The following is a 24,753-nucleotide window of genomic DNA, read 5'->3' on the forward strand; positions in this document are numbered from 1 at the left end:
TTATATTATAAATTCAACTTTGCAACAGAACCAAGATTTATTTCACTCATTAGATAACGTGTTACAAAATTATTTAAAAAGTATTGTTAATTATGACGAAAATTTACATGATTATTTGAAGGATTATAGACATTATTATTCTCATTATTTTCCACCATAAGAAAAAACCTACATATCAAAAAGATAATATATTTAATATCTCCAATTTTGTTCTTCAACTTCATAAATCCTTTATAATGTTTAAGATAGGCATTCCCTCTAGTGAAATAGTATCTTTATTAAAGATCACTCACTAGTTAGTAATCAATAAACTATTTTGCATTCCTCTATTAACCAGTGTTATAATTTGATTAACAAATAGTGTACTAACATGATAAACACCGAGCCCGATAACTATTCGCAGTAGTTATCGGGCTCTTTTGGTGTATTAGCTATATGTCGTCGCTAAATTACTTTTCACGATTATTCAGCCAATGAGAAAATAACGTGAGTATAACTCCTACTATGATAGGAGCTATAATAGTTACAAATAGTGTACTGAACATGATGTCACCTCCTTCCATGCTAAATACAGCACAGAAGTGAACGACGACCTTTGTATTATATCATTTCTAATAATTGAGTTACAGATGACTTCCGATAAGTTAAATTATGTATTATTTTCTGTTTTTCTCTTTCCTTGTATTTTTTCAAATTCTTCTATATGGTTCAAAATCATTGTTGGAGTAATATTAATATATATACTTTCAAACTTTATTTTGGGGTAAATAATAGAAAAATTATTTACATTGATATTCTGAGATAGTGAGGCGTATAAGAAAATAAATTTGATGGTGAATGAATGGGGAATATCCTCCTTTTGTTATAGATACTATTTTCAAAAAAAGATGATTATATTCAATAAATTCACATGATTTATATGTAAATTATGTATATTTAACACAAAATAATAATTACTTAATTTACTCGTTTGAGTTTGTATTTTAATAACAGGCGCATATTTGCTAAAAGAGGATGATTGTATGAAATCAGTTACTTATCAAGGATATAAAAATATGGAAGTATGTGAAGTAAATAATCCAACAGAAATTATCACTCATACTATGCCGTTAGAAGATGTAAAAGAAGTTTATGACATCTTTGATCAAAAAAAAGATAATACTATTAAAGTTATTTTAAAACCACAATACTATATAGATAAAGACGCCTTACTTTGAATAACTCGTTCAAAGTTGAGGCGTCTTTTACCTATATATTTAAATTTTAACATTTTTCTATTTAGAAATTTCTTCCAGAAATTCATCCCCCCCAATCACAAATTGCATAAACTACTTTATCGAGTGTTTTTCCTATGTTTGTTAACTTATACTCAACTTTTGGTGGAACTACTGGATAGACAATTCTTTCAATATTTCTATATTGAAAGAATCTATGATAAGAAAAGAGTTGAATGAATATAATAAATATAAACTCATCCAACTCTTCTATTTCTACTGATTGATATAGCGTTTCAAGTGTTTAGATGTCAATGTTTCTGAACTATCAATAAAGTTTTTAGGTGTTCCACTAAATTGGACCTTTCCGCCATCCAACCCAGGGCCTGGACCGACATCGATGATCCAATCTGCTTCACACATAATCGATAAATTATGTTCAATCAAAATAACTGTATTGTTTTGATCAATTAAATCATCAAAACACTCCATCAATATAGGGATATCCGATTCATGTAGGCCTGTGGTTGGTTCGTCAAAAATAAAAATACTATTTTTTATCTCTTCATCTAAATGTTGTGCTAGTTTCACGCGTTGAATCTCTCCACCAGACAAAGTGGATAAAGGTTGTCCAAGTGACATATAATTCAAACCTGTTTTACTTACAGATTGTAATTTTGACTTAATATCATTCTTTTTATCAAAGAAAATAATACCTTCGTCAACCGTCAAATCGAGAACATCGGCGATTGAATACCCATCTATGGTAGCATCTAATACTTCTTGTTTATAACGTTTACCATGACAAACTTCACATGTCTGTGAAAAATCACCCATAAAAGCAAGTTCCGTTTTAATGTAGCCCTTTCCACCACAATTTGGACAGGCACCTTTTGAGTTATAACTAAACATAGCTTTATTTAAGCCTGTTTCTTTACTGAAAAAGCTTCTTACGCTATCAAAAACACCTAAATACGTTAACAGATTAGATCTATTAGATCCTTGAACTGCTTTTTGATCAATAAAGATGGTATGGTCATTATTTTCAAAACCTGCTTTAACAAGGGTACTCTTACCTGAACCAGCAACGCCTGTTAAGACTGTTAATACGTGTTTAGGTATAGACGTTTTTACGTTATTTAAATTGTTTTGTGTCACAGGACCGATATTATAAAAATGGTTCGCTTCACGAATATTCTCTTTTAAATTATGTTTGTGACGTAATGCGTTACCTGTCGAAGTATTTGAAGAGAGTAATTCATTATATGTTCCTTCAAATGTGATTTCACCACCATTTTTTCCTGAACCTGGTCCCATATCTATGATATAGTCCCCTTCTTTAATAACATCGGGATCATGTTCAACAATTAACACAGTATTACCTTTGTCTTTTAAAGATTTTAAAATTTCATTGATTTTAGCTATATCTTCCGGATGCAAACCAACACTTGGTTCATCTATAATGTAAACTAAATCCGATAAAGAACTATTTAAATGACGTATTAATTTAAGACGTTGCGCTTCACCGCCTGATAATGTCGTTGTGACACGGTTAAGCGTTAAATAACTTAATCCAATATATTTTAGTGCTTCTAACTGCTTTTTGAGAGGATCAATAATATATTTAGCTGTTGGATCCTCTAATTTATTAAGAAACTCTAAATTTTCCTTAATTGTCATTTGTGTGAAATCAGAAATATTTTTACTCATAATTTTAGAACTTAATATTTTCGAGTTTAAACGTTGACCTTTACATGTAGGACATATTTTATTATTTACTACATTTTTAAGATGTTTGGCATAGCGTTTTTTATTAAATTCTTTATCGCCTAAAAATATTCTACTGAATCTAGGTATTAGCCCTACATATTTAGCTGACTTTCTCCATTCTTTAGGAGGATTTTTTAACGTCATTGGCTCTTGATATAAAAATAATTCTAATTCATCTTTTGTATAGTCTTTTAATTTTTTATTATTATCAAATAAACCACTATCTCGATAGGCTTTACCACGTTCTTTATCTGGTCCAAAAGAAGGAAAGTCTATGGCACCTTCATTTAAAGACTTATCCCAATCTAGTAATTCATCTAAGTTAATGTCTTCAATATACCCTAATCCTTCACAAGTTTTACACATGCCCTTAGGACTATTGAAGGAATATGCATCTGAATAGCCAACAAACGGTTCGCCTATTCTAGACCACAGTAATCTAACGGAGGCATATATATCCGAAACTGTTCCTACCGTAGAGCGAGAATTCCCATTGAATCTTTTCTGATTAATTGTCATTGCTACAGGAAGATTTTTAATTTTTTTCACTTTCGGTCTAGGTTGTTGATTTAAATGAAATTGGATATAACTGGAATAACTTTCATTTAGTAGCTGTTCAGATTCCGCAGCAATAGTATTAAACACTAAAGATGATTTCCCTGAACCAGAACGTCCTGTAAATACGGTTACTAAGTGTTTTGGGATATTTACATCTATGTTTTTCAAGTTATTTTGTGAAGCACTTGTAATATTAATAAAATCCATTAAGTATCCTCCCTTTATAATCTTTACAACATTGATTATTGCATATTAATCAATGATTAACTACTTATTCAAAAGACGACAACTTTAAGTCTTTTATATTACAAATTATTCCACCAATTCAATCCGTCTTCACTAAGTAATTTTTCACTTTCTTTAGGTCCATAGCTTCCAGAGTCATAATTAGGAAACTGCGGCTGTTCTTGTTTTCATACATTTACAATATCAACGAGTAATATAAAAATGTTTTCAAAATTCAATTACACTATATTTATATCAATAGCGTTAATATTTATTAATACTGAAATTTTTGTCATCTACGAACATATTAATATAAATAGAATTATAAAATTTAAAATATAACTCATTTGTCAGTATTATTTTAGGATTGCTAGTTATCATTTCATGGTTATTTGTTTTACGAGAGTACCAACATGGACATGAGAAAACAGAAAAAGGAAAGTTAGTCATTATCATTGCTTGTATATTAACTTTCATTATGACATTCATCAATATACTTGATTAACACAAAGAACAGCACCTCGCGATGAGGTGCTGTTCTTTTATATCTTTTATTATGACACAGTAACATGATCCACGTAGCCATCCGTAACATGGAATGTAATATGACCTTTGCCTACTGTGTAACCGTATAGTCCATTTGTTTCATCTGTTTGTTTCTCAGTCAGTGATGGTTGATATTGATAATGATCTCCGTAAACGTCTTTCACTTGTTCTAAGCTTACTTTTTTAGGTGCGACCTTAAAATCAATCATTGCTGCTGTGTTGCCTTTGACTTGATTAAATGTTTGGTCATATACTTTTTTTGTTGATGTACCGTTTTGATACTGCTCATTCACTTTAATTCCGTTAAATGTTACATTTCCAGCTTTTAACGCATTATAGAACGTGTGATTTAATACGAATTCGCCACCTGACTTTGTATAACCATGATAATGATAATAATAGCCTTGTGACGTATGTGTTTGTGCCTGTGCTTCATTTGATACACCGTTATGCTCAGTTACATTAAACCCTAATACTGTTCCTAAAGTAATACCACCAACGACCATTGCTTTTGCAAATTTCTTCATTATGGATCACTCCTCTTATAGAATTATAATGAACTTCCACCTTTAATATATAATATTACACTCAAATATTCAAATTTTTATAAATTAAAATATAAATTTATTGAAATATAATTAATTGAAAATCCAATTAATTATATAATACTTATAATATTACTCTACTTTTTATTCTTTCATTATTTTTAATTTGTATTCAACACATGTTAGCCTTAAATCATACATATTTTAATTGATAAGGAGAGAACTAATGAAAACAATACGTTATTTCCTATACTTTTTTATCGTTTATTTTATAATCTTTTATTTAGCACAACGACTTTTAAAATTAGATCTAGGTATTGTGCGTTGTTTCATTTCATCTGTTGTTTTCGCTATAATGATGAGTTATTTTGCTTACTTTGCGAAGAAACTTAATAGATAATACCTATGTTTATTTGTCATACTTCTGCTTCATTCTATTAACGGTACTTCTTTCTATATCAGTAGTCATCCTATGAAAAGTTAAAAAACGTCATGACATGGTATCAATTGCTAGAAATGTAAATAATAAAAATAATGAAGAATATGTCGTGCAGATTCTTAGATTTAAAGGAGGTATTGTCTATAATGAAGATCATTGATGTAGCTATGTATCTTGTTCACTCTACAATACCTTTATTAAAATTAACGATGGACATGTTTTTTTATTTTGAAAACGGGAATACTTCACTATACGCTTTAACTACGTAAAACTTAATAAATGGAGGTCATATTATGGCTGGATATAAATCACCAGGACGTAAAATTTCTGAATATATTGGCATTATTGCTATCGTAGCAGTATTTGCTGGCGTTTTTTATAAAAACCTTAAAAATGAAAACCAAACTGGTAACGGTTCTTTAGGCTAATTTAAATATTTTTTATAGATGATAAATAGAGCCATCCTTCACTCATCAAGTAGTGAGGGGTGGCTTGTTTTTTATTCTGGTCTAGGACTACGTTTCATTTTAATATATTGAGAGATACTATAAAGCGCAATACCAATCCAAATAAAGATAAATGTAATGAATTGGTGGATATCGAATTTTTCTTTAAATACGAAGATACCGAGTAAAAAGATAATCGTTGGACTAATGTATTGAATAAATCCTGTCAGTGATAGCGGAATGCGACGAGCGCCCGCTGAGAATAAAATAAGTGGGACAGCTGTTACCGCTCCAGAGAATAAGAGTAAAAATGTACTCATATTCAAACCGACTGATGATTGGTGTGCTTGCCATAAATAAATGATATAAATCAGTCCTGCTGGTGCTGTCACAATACATTCAATCGCAATCCCACTCATTGCTTCAACACGTACCAATTTTTTTAGTAAACCGTAAATCCCAAATGAGAATGCCAACATTAAAGAAATAATTGGAAATTCTCCTATCTTCATTGTCATGTAAATGACGCCAATTACGGCTGATACAATCGCTAACGTTTCAAACTTATTGAAACGCTCTTTTAAGAAAATAAATGCGAGTAAGACACTCACTAATGGATTAATATAATAACCTAAACTGGTTTGTAGCACATGACCATTAGACACTGCCCAAATGAATGTTCCCCAGTTAATCGTAATCACATAACCTGCAATAATAATCGCAACAAGTTGAATCGGATGTGCTACGAGTTGATTGATATCATGTTTAAGCGCTTGTGATTTTTTTAATACAAAAATCATTAGAATCATAAAAACCATCGCAAGGATAATGCGATATGCTAAAATTTCAAATGCGCTAATACCGTGAATGAATCTCCAATAAATAGGTAGAATCCCCCATAATAAATGCGCCCCTAACGCAAATAAAATTCCTTTTTTAAATTCTGCATGATTATCCATGCTAAACCCTCCTAGCAATATTACCCTGGAAATATGTATAACTCTATCGTATCAGTAGTTAAACGAAATGGATATATCTAGAAGAATTTTTAAAAAAAAGGTAGCAATTTATATCGCTACCTCTTTACCATTATCATTAATGATATATTCTATTGCCGCCTTCTCTAAATTCTTCGGCTTTCTCTTTCATGCCTTCAAGTTGTTCTTTGTAGGAATCGCGAATATCATGTGATAAGCGCATTGAACAGAATTTTGGTCCGCACATACTACAGAAATGTGCAATTTTCGCTGATTCTGCTGGTAATGTTTCATCGTGAAATTCTCTCGCTCGATCAGGATCTAACGCGAGGTTGAATTGATCAATCCAACGAAACTCAAAGCGCGCTTTACTAATTGCATCGTCGCGTTCTGTTGCCCCTGGTAAGCCTTTAGATAAATCTGCTGCATGTGCTGCAATTTTATAAGTGACCACACCATCACGTACGTCATCTTTATTTGGTAAACCTAAATGTTCTTTAGGTGTCACGTAACATAACATTGCCGTACCATGACTCGCAATTTGAGCAGCACCAATGGCAGATGTAATATGGTCATATGCTGGTGCAATATCTGTTACAAGAGGTCCTAATGTATAAAATGGTGCTTCTTTACAATAAAAATCTGCTAAATCTTGGTTTTCTTTAATTTTATGCATTGGAATATGCCCTGGACCTTCAATCATAACTTGCACATTATGTTTCCAAGCAATATCCGTTAACTCACCTAACGTTTTCAACTCCGCAAATTGACTTTCATCGTTAGCGTCATAAATTGAACCAGGTCGTAAACCATCTCCTAGAGAAATAGCAACATCATATTGACTTAAGATTTCACAAATCTCATCGAAGTGTGTATATAAAAAGCTTTCTTCGTGATGTGCAAGACACCATTGTGCAATAATTGAGCCACCACGAGAAACAATCCCAGTTAAACGATCAACAGTTAATGGAATATAGTGAAGACGTAATCCTGCGTGAATAGTAAAATAATCGACCCCTTGTTCAGCTTGTTCAATTAATGTATCTCTATACGCTTCCCATGTTAAATCTTCTGCCACCCCATTTACTTTTTCTAACGCTTGATAGATGGGCACTGTTCCTACTGGTACAGGTGAGTTACGTAAGAGATACTCACGAGTTGTATGGATATTTTTTCCTGTAGATAAATCCATAATCGTATCTGCACCCCAATGTGTGGCCCAAACTAATTTTTCAATTTCTGCTTCAATAGATGAAGACACAATAGAGTTACCAATGTTCGCGTTGATTTTTACAGAGAAGTTTTTACCAATAATCATTGGTTCAGATTCAGGATGATTGATATTATTAGGAATAATCGCGCGTCCTCTCGCAATTTCTTCCCTTACAAATTCTGGTTCCACTTGTTCTCTAATTGCTACAAATTTCATTTCTTTAGTGATAATCCCTTGTTTAGCGTAGTACATTTGTGTAACTGGTGTATCTTTACTGCCACGTCTTGGTTGATATTCGAATGGATGAGCTACATAGTTTTTATGGCCTTCTTTTGAAAAACCGTTATCAATCGATTGAATACGGCGACCTTCATAATGTTCAACGTCTTCACGTGCTTCAATCCATGCATCGCGAACCTTTGGAAGTCCATGATTGATATCAACCTCATAACTGTCATCATGATAAGGACCTGCTGTATCGTACACTACGACAGGTTCATTTTGAAAACTACGTTGTTCTAATTGGGTATCAGAAAGTTCAATTTCTCGAAATGGTACAAAAATATCACTATCATTACCTTCACCTTTTTTAAAAATACGTTTACTTGCTGGGAACGTTCTTTTAAAATTGATTTTTTCTTGTTTCATTAACAATGCCTCCTAAGTTAGGTTACTAGAAGGGTCTAATATCACTGATTATATAATTCATAAAAAAAGCATTCAGCTTAATACTGAATGCATAAGAATAAGTGAATATATACGAAAATATATGTAAGTATCATAATGAAGAAAATGATTCATCGTTAAATTGACCTTTTCATCAAATTATGAAAACATCCATATGTCATTGTAAAGTGACTCACTGGCTTCCCTACGCTAGTATTAACTAGATCAGGTTCAAAGGGTTGGAACATGATGTTCCTTTCAGCAATATAAAGCACCCCTAGCAGAGATTATTAAATTATAGGTTACTTAACCTATACTTATACAATGACTTAAAATTCCAAGAATATCAAGTCATTATATTAAATATTTTTATAACTTTTAGACATCCGAAAGTCTAACTTCACACAACCCGAAGTCTTACCCAAAGATTGAAAAAGCAGCACCCATAAGGGTTACTGCTGTTTTATTCCTTTGACTTATCCTCCAAAGAACAAATCAATAAAGTCTCTACTTCTGTTTCTATCTTGTTTATAAAATTCGGTATATCCACAATTTTTACAAGTTATCGTCTTAAAATTATTATGTTGTACATCTAAAAATTTAGACAATCCTGAGCCTGTTGCAGATAATGTACCTTCTTCTACTTCTGTATGACCACATTTTATACAACCTTGATTTTGGTTTTCTGACATAATGAATCACTCCTTCACTTTATTTTTACGTTTTTTAAATGTAGAGATGAAAAATGCAATATTCAATATTAACAATAAAGCAATGGCTACGATTAATGAAACAATAATAGATTGAGATTCTGAGCGACTGCATATTTTAACTACCCACCCAATTATATCTGGTAAACAAACAATGAATATCACTAAAGCAAACAAACGCTGTTTCAACATAAAACATAAAGTCATTACAATTAATAACAGAATCAGTCCTATGATCACACTCTTTGATTCAGTTAGTGTAATGATATGATAAATGGAATAGCGTTTTGTAAGATACGTACTTAATAAGATGAGACCAAAAATAACTGCACCCCATATAAAAGCATAAATATATACTCGTCGTTGCTCTCCATACTTTACAAGACCGTTTCTAATTAAGAAAAAAGGTAAAATCGTAGTTATACAAAAGATAAATAAGATATTAATAATAAAACCAATTGTCACATTAAGTTGTTCTGTAAAAAAGTTTGGGATAATAAAAATAGCTAGCATAAATGCTGAAAATAAAGCTAAATATTTAAATAACCCCCTAGTTAAAATTATATATTCTGAGAATTGATCAGCATAATCTTTTACTGGCGTATTTAGAATATCACTAACATCATCGTGATTCTTTTCAGCAAGTTCGAAATGATCTCTTAACTCTTCTATAATATCATTAACCTCATGTTCATCTTTGCCTCTAAATAAAAGTTCAGCCTTTAACTTAAATAAGTAGTCTTCTTTTTCTTTACTTATCATTATTATCACTCCTGAATATATGATTCATACCTTCATTAAGCGCTTGCCACTTTTTCTTAAACTGTTGTAGTTCTTTGAGTCCACTTTCTGAAATAGTATAGTACTTACGTTTAGGTCCACCGTTGTCGGATTTACGCATGGTTGTATGTACATAGCCCTTTTTATCTAATCTTAAAAGTACCGGATAAATACTGCCGTCACTAATTTCGGGAAATTGATGTTCCTTTAATTTCTCAAGAATTTCATATCCATACGTTTCTCCTTTTGCAATAAGACCTAATATTGCCCCATCTAAAAGTCCTTTCATCATTTGATTAGATATTGTCATGTGATCACCTTTTACTAACTATCTTATAATATAAGATAGTATAAAATAATAGCTCCGTCAACTAACTTATAATGTAAGATAGTTGAGTATAAATAAAGTCCCAGAAGTACTTTAGACTCCTGGGGACTTCATGATAAAAAGTTATTTATTATCTATAACATCAATAAATATGGATTTTCAATATATTTAGCAAGTACTTTTAAGAAATCAGCTGCGCCTGCGCCATCTAAGATTTGATGATCGAATGTTAAACTTAATGGGATACGAGAGATTTGTTTTACATTATCTCCTTCAAGAACAAGTTCTTTAGCTAGAGCACCGACACCTAAGATACCTGTTTCACCTAAATTTAAAATTGGTGTGAAGTATTCGATACCACTTGCACCCATATTCGTAATTGTAAATGTAGCGTCACTCAGTTGAACGTCACCTGTATTTCCTTCACGTACTGCTTCAGCTGATGTTTTAATTTCTTTTGCTAAAGTGCCAATACTTTTAGTATCTGCATTATCAATGACTGGCACCATAAGACCATCTTCAAGTGATGTCGCAATACCTAAATGTACATCATCGTATTCTGTTAATTCACCGTTTTCATAACGAGCGTTCATTGCGCCATATTCTTTAAGTGCTAGGACTACTGCTTTAGCTAATAAAGCTGTGACTGTCAATTTTACATCTTGATCTGCATCTTTTAATTCTTCAGATAATCGAGCTTTAAAGTCTAATAAGCGATCTGCATTGACTTTGCGATGTAATGTTAATTGAGCAGTATTATTAAGACTTTGACGCATATTTTGAGCAATACGTTGACGCATTGGGTTTAGACCTTCACCAATGCTAGACACATCGAAGTTTTGCGTCGTTGAAGATACACTTTCGTCAGACGTACCCGCTTCACCTTCATAATCATAGCCTTCTGAGTCTACACGTTGAACATCTAATTTTGTAATACGATCATTTCCACCTGTACCTTTGATTCTTGTGATATCAAGGTCCTTATCTTCAGCCATATTACGTGCTAATGGAGAGATAAAGATACGTTTTCGTTGTTCAGGCTTCGCTTTGTTTTCTGTATCTTTTTTATCAGATTGTTCTTCATTTGAAGATGCTTGTTGATTTTCAGAAGTTGTGTCGTTATCTTTATTCTCTTGGGTAGTTTCTTCAGAATCATCGTCATCGCTTCCTATGTCTTCGCCTTCTTCTCCGATGATACCAAGCACTGCTTTTACTTTTGCATCTTCGCCTGCTTGCACTTTGATTTTTAGTAATGTTCCGCTTGCAGGTGCTTCGACATCGTTGGTTAATTTTTCAGAGCTAATTGTGACAATGCTTTCGCCTTCTTCTACTGTATCACCTTCTGATTTAAACCACTCTTCTACAGTACCTTCTTTCATTGTCATACCGAGTTTTGGCATAATAATATTTTCACTCATTGTGATACACCTCCCTACGCGTTAGCCTTTTTTAAGTCATCAACTAATTCAGATGCTACGTCTAATACTTTATCTGCATTTGGAATATATGTCGCTTCTAAGTTTGATGCAAATGGTACTGGTGTATCTGGTGCTGTTACTTTTTTGATTGGACCGTCTAAATAATCGAATCCGATATCACCAATGACAGAAGCGACGTCGCCAGCAATGTTACATTGTGGACTTGATTCATCAATAACAATTAAGCGACCTGTTTTTTTCACTGATTCTAACACTGTATCTTGATCCCATGGAGACACTGAACGTAAATCAATGACTTCTACTGAAACATTATCTTCTTCAAGTCGATCAGCTGTTTCTTCAGCCACTGCAACCATTTTACCAATTGCGACAATCGTTAAATCATCACCTTCTCGTGTGACATTGGCTTTACCAATCTCAATCGTATAAGGTTCTTCAGGCACATTACTTTTTTGGCCAAGTAATGTTTTATCTTCTGAAAATACAACTAAGTTATCATCTTGAATCGCTGACATTAATAATCCTTTTGCATCATATGGATTTGATGGTACAACTACTTTAACACCTGGAATTGTTGCGAACATATTATATAGAGATTGAGAGTGTTGTGCTGCCGCACTTGCGCCAGCGCCATGAACGGTACGTACTACTAATGGAATTTTAGCTTTACCACCAAACATATATCTCATTTTTGCACCTTGGTTTAAAATTGGATCTAAACCAAATCCGATAAAGTCGTTAAACATAAGTTCTGCGATGGGACGTAATCCTGTTGCAGCAGCCCCTACAGCTGCACTTAATGTAATATGTTCAGAAATAGGTGTATCAATCACTCGTTTACGACTATATTTTTTAGCCAGTCCTTTTGTAACACCGAATACGCCACCAAATGTATCGTCGTCTTGAATATGTTCTACTTTTGCGCCACCTGAAACGTCTGTACCAATTAAGATGACATTTTCATCTTTCTCCATAGATTGATCAATCGCTTCATTAATCGCGCCCATAAATGTTAATTTACGTTCTTCACTCATCGTAAAAACCTCCTCGTCTGGTTAGGTTCGTTCTTATCTATTTCTTCATTTTAGTGCTTTAAAGGTTTGTTATGCAAAAACATCTTTGTATAGTGAATCTTCATCTGGTAATTCACTTTCGTCCGCAAATTTCACAGCATCTTCTACGGCTTGTTCAGCTGTTTTTTCAATATCGTCTGCTTCTTCTTCAGTTAACCAACCTTCTTCAATCGCTTGTTTTCTGAATTCTACAGTGGCATTTTTATCCGCATTACGATCATTTGGTGATTTAACTTTTTGTTCGTCACCTTCAAAGTGACCATATTTACGATACGTATCACATTCGATTAATGTAGGACCTTCCCCTTTTTTAGCACGTTCTACTGCTTCTTGTGTCGCTTGATAGACTTCTAAAACATTCATGCCATCCACACGTACGCCTGGCATATTATATGCAGAAGCACGTTCAGCAATCGTTTCAGATGCACTTGCATAGTCATGTGTCGTACCTTCAGCGAATTGGTTATTTTCACAGACAAAGATAACTGGTAAGTTTAAAATTGAAGCGAAGTTTAAACCTTCGTGAAATGTGCCTTCATTTGCGGCACCATCACCAAAGAAGCATACGGCAACATTGTCTTTACCTTGATTGATAATTGAAATACTTGCACCAATCGCAAGACCAAAGCCACCGCCTACGATACCATTGGCACCGAGCATCCCTTTGTCAATTTCGGCAACATGCATTGAGCCACCTTTACCATGACCTAAACCATCACGTTTACCCATGATTTCTGCCATCATACCGTTTAAATCGCAACCTTTTGCGATAGCATGTCCATGACCACGGTGTGTACTTGTAATATAATCATCGTCAGTTAGTTGTGACATGACACCTGTGGCAACGGCTTCTTCACCGACATATAAATGTACAAATCCTGGGATTTGACCATCACTAAAAATTTTGTGTACCTTCTCTTCAAAAAATCGAATTTCATTCATTGTTTTATAAATCCAACGTGCTTGTTCTTTTTCCATTTTCATTGTCAATTCCTCCTATCTTTCATAGGGCGTAAGTGTAATAACTACATGTGAATTGCAGAACCAAAGTATGCATCCCCACCTTCGCCAATCGCTTCTAATAATGCGGGATGTGGTTGAATTATTTCGGATAATTCATAGATGGTACCTTCTGACGCTTTTACTCCTAGGACTTCGCCAATTAAGTCTGTCGCATGAGGACCTACCATAAAGGCGCCGAGTATTTCCCCATATGTTTGATCAATAACTAATTTTATAATTCCTTCGTTTTCCCCTTTAATGAGCGCCTTCGCATTACCTTGAAACGCTGATTGTGTGACTTTCACATCATATCCCGCTTCTTTTGCTTGTTCTTCTGATAAGCCAATGGATGCCGCTTCAAGTCGTGTATAAATACAACGTGTAATGTTTTCTTGACGAACAAGTGGTGGGTGTTCTCCAGCAAGTGTTTCTGCTACATGAATACCATGTGCACTTGCAGCATGTGCAAGTTGATAACCTTTGACTAAATCACCAATCGCATAGACATGTTTTTGACTTGTTTGATAATGGTCATCCACTTTAAAGAACTTGCCATCCATCTCTAAATTTAAATCTTTAGCCACTTGTGTATTCGGTTGTCTACCTGTCGCGACAAGTAACGTGTCGAAGCTGACGTCATCTTGACCATCGAGTACAATTTTAGTTTTATCTACTGTTTTAATTTTCGCCTTTGTAATAATGTTAATACCTTGATTTTCTAAATGAGCTTTTAATAACTCACGTGTATCATCAATTTCAGTAAGTAAAATATCATCTGCCACTTCAACAATGGTTACTTTCACCCCAAGATCGGCCATTGATGAAGCGAGTTCTGTTGCGATGACACCACCGCCAATCACTGCTAACTGTTTAGGTAGTTGTTTTAAATCGAAAAATGTATCGGTTGTTTCATAATCGACGTTATCTAATCCTTCAATAGGTGGTACAAATGGTTTACTACCTGTCGCTAAAATAATATCTTTACCTTGATACGTTTCATTATTTACTTTTACGTTTAAGTCTTTTGAAATGCTTGCTTCTCCCTCAATATAAGCTACTTTATTTTTCTTTAGTAACTGTTTAACGCCACCCGTAAGTGTTTGTACGACTTTCTTTTTACGTTGTACAAATTTAGGAAAATCGATATTTAATTCTTTCGTCGTCATTCCCCAGTCATTCGCAACTTGAATGCTATGTGCTTTTTCCCCGTGTTCTAATAATGTTTTAGATGGAATGCAACCCACATTTAAACAAGTGCCTCCAGCATTGAATTTTTCGATGACTGCCACCTTTTTACCCAATTGTGCGGCACGAATGGCTGATACATACCCTCCAGGTCCTGCACCAATCACAATCAAATCATATGATTCACTCATGAATGAACGCCTCCTTCCGTAAGAGAACTTTTATCATTTTATTATAAAGAGATATTTGTAAGCGCTTTCTAATCTCTTCATTTTCATTTTACACTTTATATTTTGAATTTTCAAATTATTTAGTATTTATTGTTTTTTATTTTTTCCATGCAAGTAGACATTAAAAATTTGGTGAAAATTTTAAAATAAAATCTATATAATTCTTATTTGAAATGCGTTATACTTTATTCAATATCACTTTTAAAAGGACAGTTAAACTATGATTCAAACTATCATTACTGCTGCGATATTGTATATCGCAACTGCAGTCGACTTACTTGTTATTTTGCTTATTTTTTTCGCGCGAGCACAGACAAAAAAAGAATATAGAAATATTTATATTGGTCAATATGTAGGATCTGTGACATTGATTGTCGTAAGTTTATTCTTTGCCTTTGTCTTAAATTATGTGCCTGAAAAATGGATTTTAGGATTACTTGGTCTTATTCCTATCTATTTAGGATTAAAAGTAGCTATTTTTGATGATTGTGAAGGAGAAAAAAGAGCGAAACAAGAACTAGACAAACACGGATTAACTAAACTAATTGGCACGGTTGCGTTAGTGACGATCGCAAGTTGCGGAGCAGATAACATCGGATTATTTGTCCCTTACTTTGTCACATTAAGTGTCTCTGAACTCATTGTGACATTAATCGTCTTTTTAATTTTAATCTATGTCTTAGTGTTTACTGCACAGAAGCTTGCATCTATTCCTGAAATCGGAGAAACTGTAGAGAAGTTCAGTCGTTGGATAATGGCAGTGGTCTATATTGGACTTGGTTTATTTATTATTATCGAAAACCATACCTTGCAGACGATTTGGAACTTTTTCTTCTAATTTAAATATAAACTCCCCACTAACTCTAACGTTACGGGGAGTTATTTTTAGTTATTTCCAAGGGTTATAGAATCTACCTTCATTTATATAAAATAATGTTATTACTATCACAATAAAAAGTAATGCTATAAAGATTACAATAATATCTTTCTTTTTAAAAGGTTCACTTACATACCATGTACGCGATTTATGTTGTCCAAATTGGCGTAATTCCATAGCCGTACTTATTATTTCAATCCTATCCAAACTCGAAAAAATTAATGGTAAGACAATTTTAGAAGCCCCTTTAAGTCTATTTAGTAAATTTACTTTTTTAGACATTTCAAACCCTCTCGCTTGTTGTGCCTGAGAAATATTAAAGTACGTTTCTTGTATGTCTGGTATATATCTTAATGCTAAAGCGACTGCATAACTAATTTTATAATTAACTCCTATTTTATTCAGACTAGCCGCAAAATGACTTGGATTTGTAGTAAGTAAGAATACTAGAGCTAAAGGAATAGTACAAATATATTTTAATAGTAAATTAGATAAATAAAATAATTCTTGAGATGTAATCGTAAATCGTCCTACTCCATTCCAAATAATATCTCTTTCATCATATAAGCGAACTCCATATTCAGGATCAAATAGATACACTGCAAATAAATTCAAGACAGTAAAGAAAAATATAAATTTCACCACGAAACTTACTTGATACCATTTAAGGTGAGACACTTTAAATAATAAAATGGATATGATAGCTACTACAATCAAGTACCTTGTATCATATGTAATCATTGCTGAAACAGAAACTAATAAAAAGAATACTAACTTAGCTGTTGCATTTAAATGATGAATAGAACTTGTACCCGGATGATATCCTAATGTATTTAAATCAGACATATTTATCTCACCTCTTTATCATATTCTATGAATTTTTTTACAAATTCTTGAGGTTTTTGGATATCTAACTTTCTTGCTACATCATATAAAGATGTCGTATGTAGCGAAGCTTGCACGCACAATTCGTTATTTAACAAAACGTCAATTGGAGTTGAATCTGCTATAATTTGTCCTTCAGATACTACGATTGTACGTTCTGTGTATTCTACTAATAAGTGCATATCATGTGTAATCATTATAATTGTTTTACCCTGCTGGTTTAACTTACTAAGAAATTCCATCATTTCAGTATAATGATAGAAATCTTGCCCTGCAGTGGGCTCGTCCAAAATTATAACTTTAGGATCTAATACAAGTATTGATGCAATGGTTACACGTTTTTTTTGTCCATAACTCAGTGCCGCAATTGGCCAATTTCTAAATGAATACAAACCACATATTTTTAAAACACTATGAACCTTTTCTTTAATTTTCTCTTCATCAATATTTCGAAGCCTTAATCCTAATGCAACTTCATCATAAATCATTTTTTCGCATATCATATGATTTGGATTTTGCATAACATAACCTACATAACTAGACCGTTCGCTAATAGACAATTTATCAAACCGTTTGTCTTCCCAATACATCTTACCTTTAGTTTTTAAAAATCCACATATAGCTTTAGCAAGTGTGGATTTTCCGGCTCCATTATGACCTACAATACTTATCATTTCTTTATTATTAATATCTAAATTAACATTATTTAATACTTTGACGCCTCGTTTATTATATTGATATGTAATGTTAGACAAACTTAGTAATGTTTCATTATTACTATTTTCTATTTCTCTAATTTTTATATGGTTAAACCATGACAGTATCGAATTTTGAACAGTTTTAAACTCTAATATTTTTTCTTTATTCGAAATATTATCTAAATTCTTTAATGGTACATTAGCATATTTCATAACAGTAACATATAAAGGTTCACGAATACCTGCTTCTAATAGTTGATTAGTTTTAAGCAAATGATCTGGCGTAGTATCAGCTATAATCTTACCTTCATTAAATAAGATGACTCGATCAAATGTTTGATTTAAAGCTTCTTCTAAACGATGTTCAACCATCAAAATAGTAGAATTTGTTTTGTGATGTATTTCTTCTAATAAATGTATCGTTTCTTGACCAGTCTTGGGATCAAGATTCGCTAATGGTTCATCAAATAATAAAATGGGCGTTTGATGAATTAATATACCTCCTAAAGAAACTCGTTGTTTTTGACCTCCAGATAAATCTTGAGGCCTTTTAGATAAATGTTGCTGAATACCCACGATTTTCGCCCAATGGTTTACGCTATCTTTCATTTCTCTGTTTGAAATATTATTATTTTCAAGAATAAACGCCATATCTTCAGCTGCTGTCAGCCCTACAAATTGTCCATCTGTATCTTGTAGTACTGTTCCTACGACATTCGAACGTTCATGAAATGTGTAATCATTAGTATTTTTACTTTTAATCTCTATTTTTCCAGTTAATTCACCTTCATATTTATTTGGAATTAAACCATTAATACAATTGATAAATGTTGATTTACCACTACCTGATGCGCCAACTACCAATACTTTTTCTCCAGGATAAATATTAATGTTTATACTGTGAAGTGTAGGTTCTGCCTGACTATGATACTTAAAATTTACATTTTTAAATGAAATAATCGGTTCGGCCATATACATAAATTCTCCTTATCTAGTATTTACTGATTATAGAGAAAATCGAGAAAACATTTCAATATGTTTTCTCGATAAATTTTCAAATTAATCTTTTTTAAGGCTACCTTTTTTAATTTGAGTAGCTGCATAAGCTTTTAGAAGGATAGTCCCAATAATTCCTACTGCAATAATATCAAGTGTCGCTGACAAAATACCTTGTGTAAATACTTTATTAGCAGGTTCACTATAAATTAAAATATCTAAAATTGGCGCAATAATTGCCCAACATACAATATTTCCAATAACTTGTGCCACATTAAAGAAAACAATATTTTTAAATGAAAATTGGCCTGAAGATAAATTAATTTTTTTACCAATCCATCCATAATAAAAACCAATAAGACCAGAACATACTACCCAACTCCACCATGCACTTCCATACATTGTAAAATCTTTAATTGCATGACCAATTAGTCCAGTAAGTAATCCTGTGATTGGTCCGAATACTACAGATAATAATGCTAAAAATGGATAAGTTGTTTCAATATTCGTATCTGGAAATCCAGTTGGTATTACGATAAATCTACCCAAAATTACAAATACAGCTGCGCCAATACCTATAGCGACAATGGTTTTAACTGAAATACCTTCATTTTTCATAAAACATTTTCCTCCTTTAAAATTTTGGTGCTTTTGATAATTTAATTGTCCAATCATTACCTGTACCAATGTGGTATAAATCTGAAAAAGAATCTTGGTTGACTGCAACCCCAATATTAACTAATGAATTGACATAAACTAATGGTTCTCCTACATTTACATCAGCAAATGAACGAACAAATTTAATTATATTTTGATATACTCTTTTTTCTTTATGGTAGATTTTTACAATTAATTCATCACCATGTGAAATATTTGCGTTTTTTAAATAAGAGAGCGGTATATTAGTCCATAGCGATCCAAAACGAATGTCTAGTACATCGATACTTCCAGAAAGTTCAGATTCACTTTCGATAGCTTCAGTAATGTCTAATTTTTCAATTGAATTTAAACTAATTGATTGCCCTAAATCTTCAAATTCTACTTGTTTAGAAGCTAATCTTGCTCCATTATAGGCGTAAACATCTCTTCCATGGAATGTATGACTTTCCTCTGAATGAGGAAGTCGACTGACTACTTCATCGATTGCAATAACCTTTTCAATGCCCTCATAATAATTAATATGACTTAATGAGCCATTATCTGGTGTAATAATATAATGTCCTGATTTAGTAAGACAAGCAATACTACGACGATCGCTTCCAACGCCAGGATCAACTACAGAAACAAATACTGTGTCTTTTGGCCAATATTTTACTGTTTGATATAAACGGTATGAAGCTACCCAGATATCATAAGGTGGAATATCATGAGTCAAATTATTAATTTCTATATCTTCACTCACAGTGTATGCTACTCCATACATTGCACTAACTGCTCCATCCCCCAAACCAAAATCTGATTGTAAAACTAAATGGTTTCCCATACATAACCTCCCAAATGCTATTTATTTCTCCCTTATTTTATGTCCGAATTTTCAGAATTATATTAAAATATTACTTTTATAAATAATGAAAGTCAATATAATTTCGATAAAAATAATATGAATTCGTATTCACTTTATATATTATTTTAAATTAAAACTATAAAAGGACTCTAACCTAAGCTAGAGTCCTTTTATTTAAGGTTGCAATTTCATAATCGCACCAAATTGTTGTTGGGCATTTGTAAATGTGATGAACGTAATAAGTTCGACAATTTCTTTATCTGATAAATGAGACTTTAAGATTTCTGTATACGTTGTAGGTATTTGATCTCCCAGCTTGATATAGACTTCTGTAAATCCAATGCATATTGCTGATTTTTCATCTGTTAGACTCCCGGTAGGCTTGCCTTTTGCTTTACAATATTGGCAACCATTTTTCTGCGCTAGCATACGGCGTATCTCTTCTTTGAGTTCTGCGTTTAAAGCACTAGTATTTTCTAGTGTGTCACTCAATGCTGACCACGTCTTCATAATGTCCTCATGATGACCTAATAATTGTTGAAATGGTGTATGACCTATGTGTGAGGGTTCAATAATAGCCATGATATATCACTTCCATTTAAACTAAAGCCGCTTTTATTTTTTGTAGTCCCTTTTTCATCACTTCTCTAGGCACTGCAATATTAATTCTAATGTGACCCTCTGCGTTATGAACAAATTGCTCTGCGCCTTCAATGATGACACCAGCGTTTTTAATAAAGAATTTCGCCATTGATTCATCAATATCTTTTTCTTTAATATAATAGCTTAAATCTACCCAAGCTAAATACGTCGCCTCTGGAATTTTAAATTCTGCATGCGGCAGTTCTTTTTCTAGGAAATCTGCTAAATAGTTAAAATTATCATCTAAATAATTATTCATTGCTTGTAACCAATCTTCCCCTTTTTCATAAGCAGCTTGCGTGGCAACCACACTTAGAGGATTTTCTGTACCAAAGTGATGGGTGTTCCAAGTTTTTAGAAGTGATTCATTTTGAATAATGATATTTGAAAACATCAAACCTGCAATGTTGAAGGCTTTACTTTGAGACATAGTAGTGATGATTTTGTCGTAATCTGGGACAGCTTTGGCAAATGGCATATGTGATTGACCTGAACGTTTGATATCACAATGGATTTCATCTGAAATGAGCCATACATCATTGTCTTTCATAATTTGACCCAATGTGGCTAACTCTTCTTCTGACCAGACACGTCCCGTTGGATTATGTGGATTCGCAAAAATGCATAATTTAATATTTTCTGTCTCTATTTTTTTACGTACATCGTCAAAATCAATCTCATAATATCCATGATGATTGATTAGTGGAGAGTATACTGTTGAAATATGATTTTTATCACATGCCATTTTAAATGGGCCATAACTCGGCGTAAAAATTAATGCTTTATCATCCTTATCACAAATATAACCTACAAGTTCAATTAACCCAGCCACAATACCATGAGAGAATACAAGATGCTCTTGAGGAAAAGTGAAACCATAACGTTTCTTTGTCCAAGAAACAAAAGCTTCATAATATTCAGAACCGAAGACGTTTGTGTAGCCTAAAATTTTCTTATTTAAACGTTCACGAATCGCATTTAATACGACTTCTGGTGTACTAAAGTCCATATCTGCTACCCACATACGAATCAGTTCATCATTATCTTTTAAATCTGACGTATCTGTATTACCAAAAAGATAACCTTTATAGCCTTCCACATTCATTGAATTTGTATAACGACGATCAATGATTTCATCAAAATTGTAATTCACGATAGTTCCTCCTAAACATGTTCATATGTTTTATCAATTATCATTCTAATACTTACGTCATATTCTGTATATCAACTTTACTTTTCATTCAACACAGTAGATATTCTTTTTAAAAGAAAAACTCCTCACTTTACAACAGTGAAGAGTTTAAAGTTTAATACGTTTAAATATATTATGCTAGGCCATCAATCACGTATGTCACACCTAGGATTGCGAATGTAAGTGCGATTAATGTTGACACAAAAATCATACCCATCATTGGGTTAAATAATAAGATTATCCCTAAAATAATACCTAGGATATTTACGATAATTGATAAACCGCGTAATTGATGTTGTTGTGATATGGTAAACAGACCGATAACCGAACTGAAAATAAACCAAAACGCAAACATAAATACAAAGAATACTGAACTTGCTCCAACATTAAATACAACAAGAATTCCAAAAATTAAATCGATAATACCATTAATTAAAATTAATTTTGTATTTACTCCTACGAGTTTTTTTGCCGTACGACGGAATAAAAGTTGAATGACACCGCCTACCATAATGAGTAAGCCAATCAGCCAAGTAAGTGTATAAAAGTTTTGCACTGGATTACTAAATATAACCACAGCAATAATTAGTAATAACGTACCAATGATTAAACTTGACCAATTTAATTTTCCATTATCTTGGGCCATTATTATCTCTCCTTTTTATATTTAAAGATTACTACAAGTATAATTTATCTATTATTGGAATACAAAAAAACTCACTAATCGATGGATTAGTGAGGCCACTTTTACGAATTCATAGAATTGGTAAATTGTATATTAATATGTACCACTATTTAACGTTTTTAAACAATTTTTGTAACATTATTTTCAATCACATTAATTTATAATTTTAATATAAAAAATATACCTAGCATGTGTTATTCCTCCTTAAAAATGGGTAATTATGAATTACGTAAACAATTTAGGAGGTATACAATGAGTAAAGCATTAGTAGTTGTTACAAGTGTTTCAAAATATCCTGATATGAATCGTCCAACTGGATTATGGTTAGGTGAAGTCGTTCACTTTGCAGATGTATTGTACAAAAATGGTTATGATATCGACTATATTAGTCCAGAAGGTGGCTATACAGCTATTGATCCTGCAAGTCTACAAGAAGATATGATGTCTGAGTTAGATTGGAAATATTATCAAGATAAAGACTTCATGACACGTCTTGGTAGTACACTTACACCAGATGCTGTACGTGCTGAAGATTATGATATTATCTATTACGCAGGTGGTCACGGAACAATTTGGGACTTCAAAGATAATAAAGATTTACAAGAATTAACACGTAAAATTTATGAAAATAACGGTGCAGTTTCTTCAGTATGTCATGGTGCTATCGGCCTATTAAATGTTACAGATAGTGAAGGTAATTCTATTATTAATGGTAAAACTGTAACTGGTTTCTCTAATACTGAAGAAGAAGCAGTTGGCTTAGCAGATAAAGTTCCTTACTTAACAGAAGATGAACTTAAAAATCGTGGTGCACATTACGAAAAAAGTGACAACTGGAGTCAATTCGCTGTTATTGACGGTCATGTGATTACAGGTCAAAACCCACAATCTGGTAAAGCTGTAGCTGAAAAATTCTTTGAATTAAAAAACAATAAATAAGACACCCCGCAGTGTTAATAAAAAAGTTGGACCTTTCAATCCTTAGAAAGATCCAGCTTTTTTACATACTCTACTTCATAATCATTTCAATGACAGCTCTAATATTTTTATCAATATATTTATCAACATGTTGAGCAAGGTAATAGTGACGTTTCACATTTAAAGTTGTTATCATTAATTTTTCATAATCCTCGGGATGAATTGCTGATTTTGAAATAATCGCAAACCCATTTCCAGCCTCTACCATTTGTTTGATAATCTTAATATTATTAATTTCTATCAAATATGGATTTAATTTTAACTCAGAAAGACCTACTTCCTGATAAAACCTTGTTCCAGACCCTTTTTCTCTAACGAAACATATATCCATTCTAGGTTGAACCGATTTTTTGTAAATATACACCATTTCGTCTTCTATTATTTTCTTACATTTTATTACATTGTCTTGAATTTCCTTTTCTACAATACCTATATCTACTCTGTTGTGTTTAATATCATTTATAACAGAATCTGAATTATTAACACGTAAATGAATATGTAACTTAGGGTATTGTTGCATAAGACTGGTAAGCTGTTTTGATAATAAATATTCACCATATGTATAACTGCTTCCAATTGTTAAAGTGCCTGAGATGATTTCAGATTCCGATGTTAAGTTTTGCCATAATTCTTGTTCAATACTTTCCCGCTGCAATGCGTATTGTAATAGCTTTTCGCCATCTCTAGTTAGTTTTAAATATGGAGATTTAAATTCAAATATTTTAACATTATATTTTAATTCTAAACGTTTAATATCACGACTCACAGAAGGCTGCGAAGTATATAAATTTTCTGCTGCTCTAGTAAAACTTTCTGTTTTGATTACTTCAATTAATACCTTATACGGATCCATGCATCATTCTCCTTTAAGTCTAATATAACATTTTTGATATATATACTATACTTATTATTTATTTAACGTTATAACAATAACGTGCTAAGATTTCATA

General features: G+C 32.5%; 23 protein-coding genes, 4 pseudogenes and 1 riboswitch. Of the genes and pseudogenes, 5 read left to right on the plus strand and 22 right to left on the minus strand.

Translation table 11 applies throughout. The annotated features are described in order from the left end of the window. Positions 1 to 449: 449 nt before the first annotated feature. Positions 450 to 545 (minus strand): type I toxin-antitoxin system Fst family toxin, encoded by a 96-nt coding sequence (locus HMPREF2647_RS11065; RefSeq protein ID WP_000493114.1) that lies wholly within the window; start codon positions 543 to 545, stop codon positions 450 to 452. Positions 546 to 1,067: 522 nt separating this feature from the next. On the opposite strand from HMPREF2647_RS11065, the pseudogene HMPREF2647_RS09950 reads away from it, so the two are divergent. Further along, a pseudogene (locus HMPREF2647_RS09950) lies at positions 1,068 to 1,217 on the plus strand (alcohol dehydrogenase); the annotation flags it as partial. Positions 1,218 to 1,299: 82 nt separating this feature from the next. Here HMPREF2647_RS09950 and HMPREF2647_RS11395 read toward each other — a convergent pair. The 3 genes and pseudogenes from HMPREF2647_RS11395 to HMPREF2647_RS09960 all read right to left on the minus strand — a co-directional run. After that, a pseudogene (locus HMPREF2647_RS11395) lies at positions 1,300 to 1,410 on the minus strand (winged helix-turn-helix transcriptional regulator); the annotation flags it as partial. 80 nt (positions 1,411 to 1,490) lie between these two features. Further along, positions 1,491 to 3,749 carry an ATP-binding cassette domain-containing protein gene (locus tag HMPREF2647_RS09955; protein WP_070860020.1) on the minus strand — a complete coding sequence of 753 codons (2,259 nt, stop codon included), beginning with the start codon at positions 3,747 to 3,749 and terminating at the stop codon, positions 1,491 to 1,493. Positions 3,750 to 4,321: 572 nt separating this feature from the next. After that, positions 4,322 to 4,840: an immunodominant staphylococcal antigen IsaB family protein gene (locus tag HMPREF2647_RS09960; protein ID WP_017174773.1), complete on the minus strand. Its 519-nt coding sequence runs from the start codon at positions 4,838 to 4,840 to the stop codon at positions 4,322 to 4,324. A gap of 603 nt (positions 4,841 to 5,443) precedes the next feature. Here HMPREF2647_RS09960 and HMPREF2647_RS11500 point away from each other — a divergent pair. Both HMPREF2647_RS11500 and HMPREF2647_RS11505 read left to right on the plus strand, forming a co-directional pair. Next, entirely contained in the window at positions 5,444 to 5,566 is a 123-nt protein-coding gene (locus HMPREF2647_RS11500; RefSeq protein WP_017174772.1) for a hypothetical protein, read from the plus strand. A 24-nt stretch (positions 5,567 to 5,590) separates the two neighbouring features. Then, on the plus strand, positions 5,591 to 5,725 hold the full coding sequence (locus tag HMPREF2647_RS11505) for a hypothetical protein (protein WP_002449300.1): 135 nt from the start codon (positions 5,591 to 5,593) through the stop codon (positions 5,723 to 5,725). 71 nt (positions 5,726 to 5,796) lie between these two features. Here HMPREF2647_RS11505 and rarD read toward each other — a convergent pair whose 3' ends face one another. The 10 genes and pseudogenes from rarD to lpdA all read right to left on the minus strand — a co-directional run bounded on the left by rarD (position 5,797) and on the right by lpdA (position 15,307). Further along, complete coding sequence (gene rarD / locus HMPREF2647_RS09965) at positions 5,797 to 6,702, minus strand: EamA family transporter RarD (protein ID WP_070508237.1); 906 nt, start codon at positions 6,700 to 6,702, stop codon at positions 5,797 to 5,799. Positions 6,703 to 6,838: 136 nt separating this feature from the next. Further along, positions 6,839 to 8,581 carry a phosphomethylpyrimidine synthase ThiC gene (gene thiC, locus HMPREF2647_RS09970; protein ID WP_049416101.1) on the minus strand — a complete coding sequence of 581 codons (1,743 nt, stop codon included), beginning with the start codon at positions 8,579 to 8,581 and terminating at the stop codon, positions 6,839 to 6,841. A gap of 202 nt (positions 8,582 to 8,783) precedes the next feature. Then, a riboswitch (TPP riboswitch) is annotated at positions 8,784 to 8,888 on the minus strand. A 187-nt stretch (positions 8,889 to 9,075) separates the two neighbouring features. Next, positions 9,076 to 9,291, minus strand: a complete 216-nt coding sequence (locus tag HMPREF2647_RS09975; protein WP_017174769.1) for a zinc ribbon domain-containing protein — start codon at positions 9,289 to 9,291, stop codon at positions 9,076 to 9,078. Between the two features lie 6 nt (positions 9,292 to 9,297). Beyond that, on the minus strand, positions 9,298 to 10,071 hold the full coding sequence (locus tag HMPREF2647_RS09980) for a membrane protein (RefSeq protein ID WP_048680853.1): 774 nt from the start codon (positions 10,069 to 10,071) through the stop codon (positions 9,298 to 9,300). Beyond that, positions 10,061 to 10,399, minus strand: a complete 339-nt coding sequence (locus HMPREF2647_RS09985) for a PadR family transcriptional regulator (RefSeq protein WP_048680855.1) — start codon at positions 10,397 to 10,399, stop codon at positions 10,061 to 10,063. Before HMPREF2647_RS09985 ends, HMPREF2647_RS09980 begins: the two co-directional genes overlap by 11 nt. Before the next feature lie 152 nt (positions 10,400 to 10,551). Beyond that, a pseudogene (locus HMPREF2647_RS09990) lies at positions 10,552 to 11,490 on the minus strand (dihydrolipoamide acetyltransferase family protein); the annotation flags it as partial. A 180-nt stretch (positions 11,491 to 11,670) separates the two neighbouring features. Then, positions 11,671 to 11,835, minus strand: a pseudogene (locus HMPREF2647_RS11635) (biotin/lipoyl-containing protein); the annotation flags it as partial. 14 nt (positions 11,836 to 11,849) lie between these two features. Next, positions 11,850 to 12,890, minus strand: a complete 1,041-nt coding sequence (locus tag HMPREF2647_RS09995) for an alpha-ketoacid dehydrogenase subunit beta (RefSeq protein WP_049419901.1) — start codon at positions 12,888 to 12,890, stop codon at positions 11,850 to 11,852. 69 nt (positions 12,891 to 12,959) lie between these two features. Further along, on the minus strand, positions 12,960 to 13,913 hold the full coding sequence (locus tag HMPREF2647_RS10000; protein WP_017174766.1) for a thiamine pyrophosphate-dependent dehydrogenase E1 component subunit alpha: 954 nt from the start codon (positions 13,911 to 13,913) through the stop codon (positions 12,960 to 12,962). A gap of 41 nt (positions 13,914 to 13,954) precedes the next feature. Further along, positions 13,955 to 15,307: a dihydrolipoyl dehydrogenase gene (gene lpdA / locus HMPREF2647_RS10005; protein ID WP_049419900.1), complete on the minus strand. Its 1,353-nt coding sequence runs from the start codon at positions 15,305 to 15,307 to the stop codon at positions 13,955 to 13,957. Positions 15,308 to 15,566: 259 nt separating this feature from the next. Here lpdA and HMPREF2647_RS10010 point away from each other — a divergent pair, with 259 nt between their 5' ends. After that, positions 15,567 to 16,184, plus strand: coding sequence for a CadD family cadmium resistance transporter (locus HMPREF2647_RS10010; protein WP_049419899.1), 618 nt, complete (start codon positions 15,567 to 15,569; stop codon positions 16,182 to 16,184). Between the two features lie 51 nt (positions 16,185 to 16,235). Here the strand turns inward: HMPREF2647_RS10010 and HMPREF2647_RS10015 are convergent, their stop codons facing one another. The 7 genes from HMPREF2647_RS10015 to HMPREF2647_RS10045 form a co-directional block, all read right to left on the minus strand. Further along, a complete protein-coding gene (locus tag HMPREF2647_RS10015) occupies positions 16,236 to 17,069 on the minus strand; it encodes an energy-coupling factor transporter transmembrane component T family protein (protein WP_049419898.1) in 834 nt (277 codons plus the stop codon). Positions 17,070 to 17,071: 2 nt separating this feature from the next. Continuing rightward, positions 17,072 to 18,778, minus strand: a complete 1,707-nt coding sequence (locus HMPREF2647_RS10020; RefSeq protein WP_049419897.1) for an ABC transporter ATP-binding protein — start codon at positions 18,776 to 18,778, stop codon at positions 17,072 to 17,074. Between the two features lie 87 nt (positions 18,779 to 18,865). Continuing rightward, a complete protein-coding gene (locus HMPREF2647_RS10025; RefSeq protein ID WP_049419896.1) occupies positions 18,866 to 19,420 on the minus strand; it encodes an ECF-type riboflavin transporter substrate-binding protein in 555 nt (184 codons plus the stop codon). A 16-nt stretch (positions 19,421 to 19,436) separates the two neighbouring features. Further along, positions 19,437 to 20,285 carry an SAM hydrolase/SAM-dependent halogenase family protein gene (locus HMPREF2647_RS10030; protein WP_049419895.1) on the minus strand — a complete coding sequence of 283 codons (849 nt, stop codon included), beginning with the start codon at positions 20,283 to 20,285 and terminating at the stop codon, positions 19,437 to 19,439. Between the two features lie 195 nt (positions 20,286 to 20,480). Beyond that, complete coding sequence (locus tag HMPREF2647_RS10035; RefSeq protein ID WP_049382215.1) at positions 20,481 to 20,888, minus strand: carboxymuconolactone decarboxylase family protein; 408 nt, start codon at positions 20,886 to 20,888, stop codon at positions 20,481 to 20,483. Between the two features lie 16 nt (positions 20,889 to 20,904). Further along, positions 20,905 to 22,101, minus strand: coding sequence for a 3M3SH-releasing C-S lyase (locus tag HMPREF2647_RS10040; protein WP_070548079.1), 1,197 nt, complete (start codon positions 22,099 to 22,101; stop codon positions 20,905 to 20,907). A gap of 172 nt (positions 22,102 to 22,273) precedes the next feature. Next, positions 22,274 to 22,786 carry a DUF308 domain-containing protein gene (locus tag HMPREF2647_RS10045; RefSeq protein ID WP_049419894.1) on the minus strand — a complete coding sequence of 171 codons (513 nt, stop codon included), beginning with the start codon at positions 22,784 to 22,786 and terminating at the stop codon, positions 22,274 to 22,276. Positions 22,787 to 23,077: 291 nt separating this feature from the next. On the opposite strand from HMPREF2647_RS10045, the gene HMPREF2647_RS10050 reads away from it, so the two are divergent. Beyond that, positions 23,078 to 23,764 (plus strand): type 1 glutamine amidotransferase domain-containing protein, encoded by a 687-nt coding sequence (locus HMPREF2647_RS10050; protein WP_049419893.1) that lies wholly within the window; start codon positions 23,078 to 23,080, stop codon positions 23,762 to 23,764. Positions 23,765 to 23,834: 70 nt separating this feature from the next. Here HMPREF2647_RS10050 and HMPREF2647_RS10055 read toward each other — a convergent pair whose 3' ends face one another. Further along, complete coding sequence (locus HMPREF2647_RS10055; RefSeq protein WP_049414181.1) at positions 23,835 to 24,656, minus strand: LysR family transcriptional regulator; 822 nt, start codon at positions 24,654 to 24,656, stop codon at positions 23,835 to 23,837. Between the last annotated feature and the right edge of the window lie 97 nt (positions 24,657 to 24,753).

The organism is Staphylococcus sp. HMSC035D11 (genome assembly GCF_001836075.1).
GTDB classification, from domain to species: domain Bacteria; phylum Bacillota; class Bacilli; order Staphylococcales; family Staphylococcaceae; genus Staphylococcus; species Staphylococcus hominis.

Excerpts from the sequence above, each read along its gene's own strand:
- HMPREF2647_RS09980 (WP_048680853.1), bottom strand. The coding sequence starts at position 10,071 with ATGATAAGTAAAGAAAAAGAAGACTACTTATTTAAGTTAAAGGCTGAA.
- HMPREF2647_RS09985 (WP_048680855.1), bottom strand. The coding sequence starts at position 10,399 with ATGACAATATCTAATCAAATGATGAAAGGACTTTTAGATGGGGCAATA.
- HMPREF2647_RS10020 (WP_049419897.1), bottom strand. The coding sequence starts at position 18,778 with ATGGCCGAACCGATTATTTCATTTAAAAATGTAAATTTTAAGTATCAT.
- HMPREF2647_RS10010 (WP_049419899.1), top strand. The coding sequence starts at position 15,567 with ATGATTCAAACTATCATTACTGCTGCGATATTGTATATCGCAACTGCA.
- HMPREF2647_RS10025 (WP_049419896.1), bottom strand. The coding sequence starts at position 19,420 with ATGAAAAATGAAGGTATTTCAGTTAAAACCATTGTCGCTATAGGTATT.
- HMPREF2647_RS10030 (WP_049419895.1), bottom strand. The coding sequence starts at position 20,285 with ATGGGAAACCATTTAGTTTTACAATCAGATTTTGGTTTGGGGGATGGA.
- thiC (WP_049416101.1), bottom strand. The coding sequence starts at position 8,581 with ATGAAACAAGAAAAAATCAATTTTAAAAGAACGTTCCCAGCAAGTAAA.
- HMPREF2647_RS10050 (WP_049419893.1), top strand. The coding sequence starts at position 23,078 with ATGAGTAAAGCATTAGTAGTTGTTACAAGTGTTTCAAAATATCCTGAT.
- rarD (WP_070508237.1), bottom strand. The coding sequence starts at position 6,702 with ATGGATAATCATGCAGAATTTAAAAAAGGAATTTTATTTGCGTTAGGG.
- HMPREF2647_RS10000 (WP_017174766.1), bottom strand. The coding sequence starts at position 13,913 with ATGAAAATGGAAAAAGAACAAGCACGTTGGATTTATAAAACAATGAAT.
- HMPREF2647_RS11505 (WP_002449300.1), top strand. The coding sequence starts at position 5,591 with ATGGCTGGATATAAATCACCAGGACGTAAAATTTCTGAATATATTGGC.
- HMPREF2647_RS09955 (WP_070860020.1), bottom strand. The coding sequence starts at position 3,749 with ATGGATTTTATTAATATTACAAGTGCTTCACAAAATAACTTGAAAAAC.
- HMPREF2647_RS11065 (WP_000493114.1), bottom strand. The coding sequence starts at position 545 with ATGTTCAGTACACTATTTGTAACTATTATAGCTCCTATCATAGTAGGA.
- lpdA (WP_049419900.1), bottom strand. The coding sequence starts at position 15,307 with ATGAGTGAATCATATGATTTGATTGTGATTGGTGCAGGACCTGGAGGG.
- HMPREF2647_RS09995 (WP_049419901.1), bottom strand. The coding sequence starts at position 12,890 with ATGAGTGAAGAACGTAAATTAACATTTATGGGCGCGATTAATGAAGCG.
- HMPREF2647_RS09960 (WP_017174773.1), bottom strand. The coding sequence starts at position 4,840 with ATGAAGAAATTTGCAAAAGCAATGGTCGTTGGTGGTATTACTTTAGGA.
- HMPREF2647_RS10015 (WP_049419898.1), bottom strand. The coding sequence starts at position 17,069 with ATGTCTGATTTAAATACATTAGGATATCATCCGGGTACAAGTTCTATT.
- HMPREF2647_RS10035 (WP_049382215.1), bottom strand. The coding sequence starts at position 20,888 with ATGGCTATTATTGAACCCTCACACATAGGTCATACACCATTTCAACAA.
- HMPREF2647_RS10045 (WP_049419894.1), bottom strand. The coding sequence starts at position 22,786 with ATGGCCCAAGATAATGGAAAATTAAATTGGTCAAGTTTAATCATTGGT.
- HMPREF2647_RS11500 (WP_017174772.1), top strand. The coding sequence starts at position 5,444 with ATGAAGATCATTGATGTAGCTATGTATCTTGTTCACTCTACAATACCT.
- HMPREF2647_RS10055 (WP_049414181.1), bottom strand. The coding sequence starts at position 24,656 with ATGGATCCGTATAAGGTATTAATTGAAGTAATCAAAACAGAAAGTTTT.
- HMPREF2647_RS09975 (WP_017174769.1), bottom strand. The coding sequence starts at position 9,291 with ATGTCAGAAAACCAAAATCAAGGTTGTATAAAATGTGGTCATACAGAA.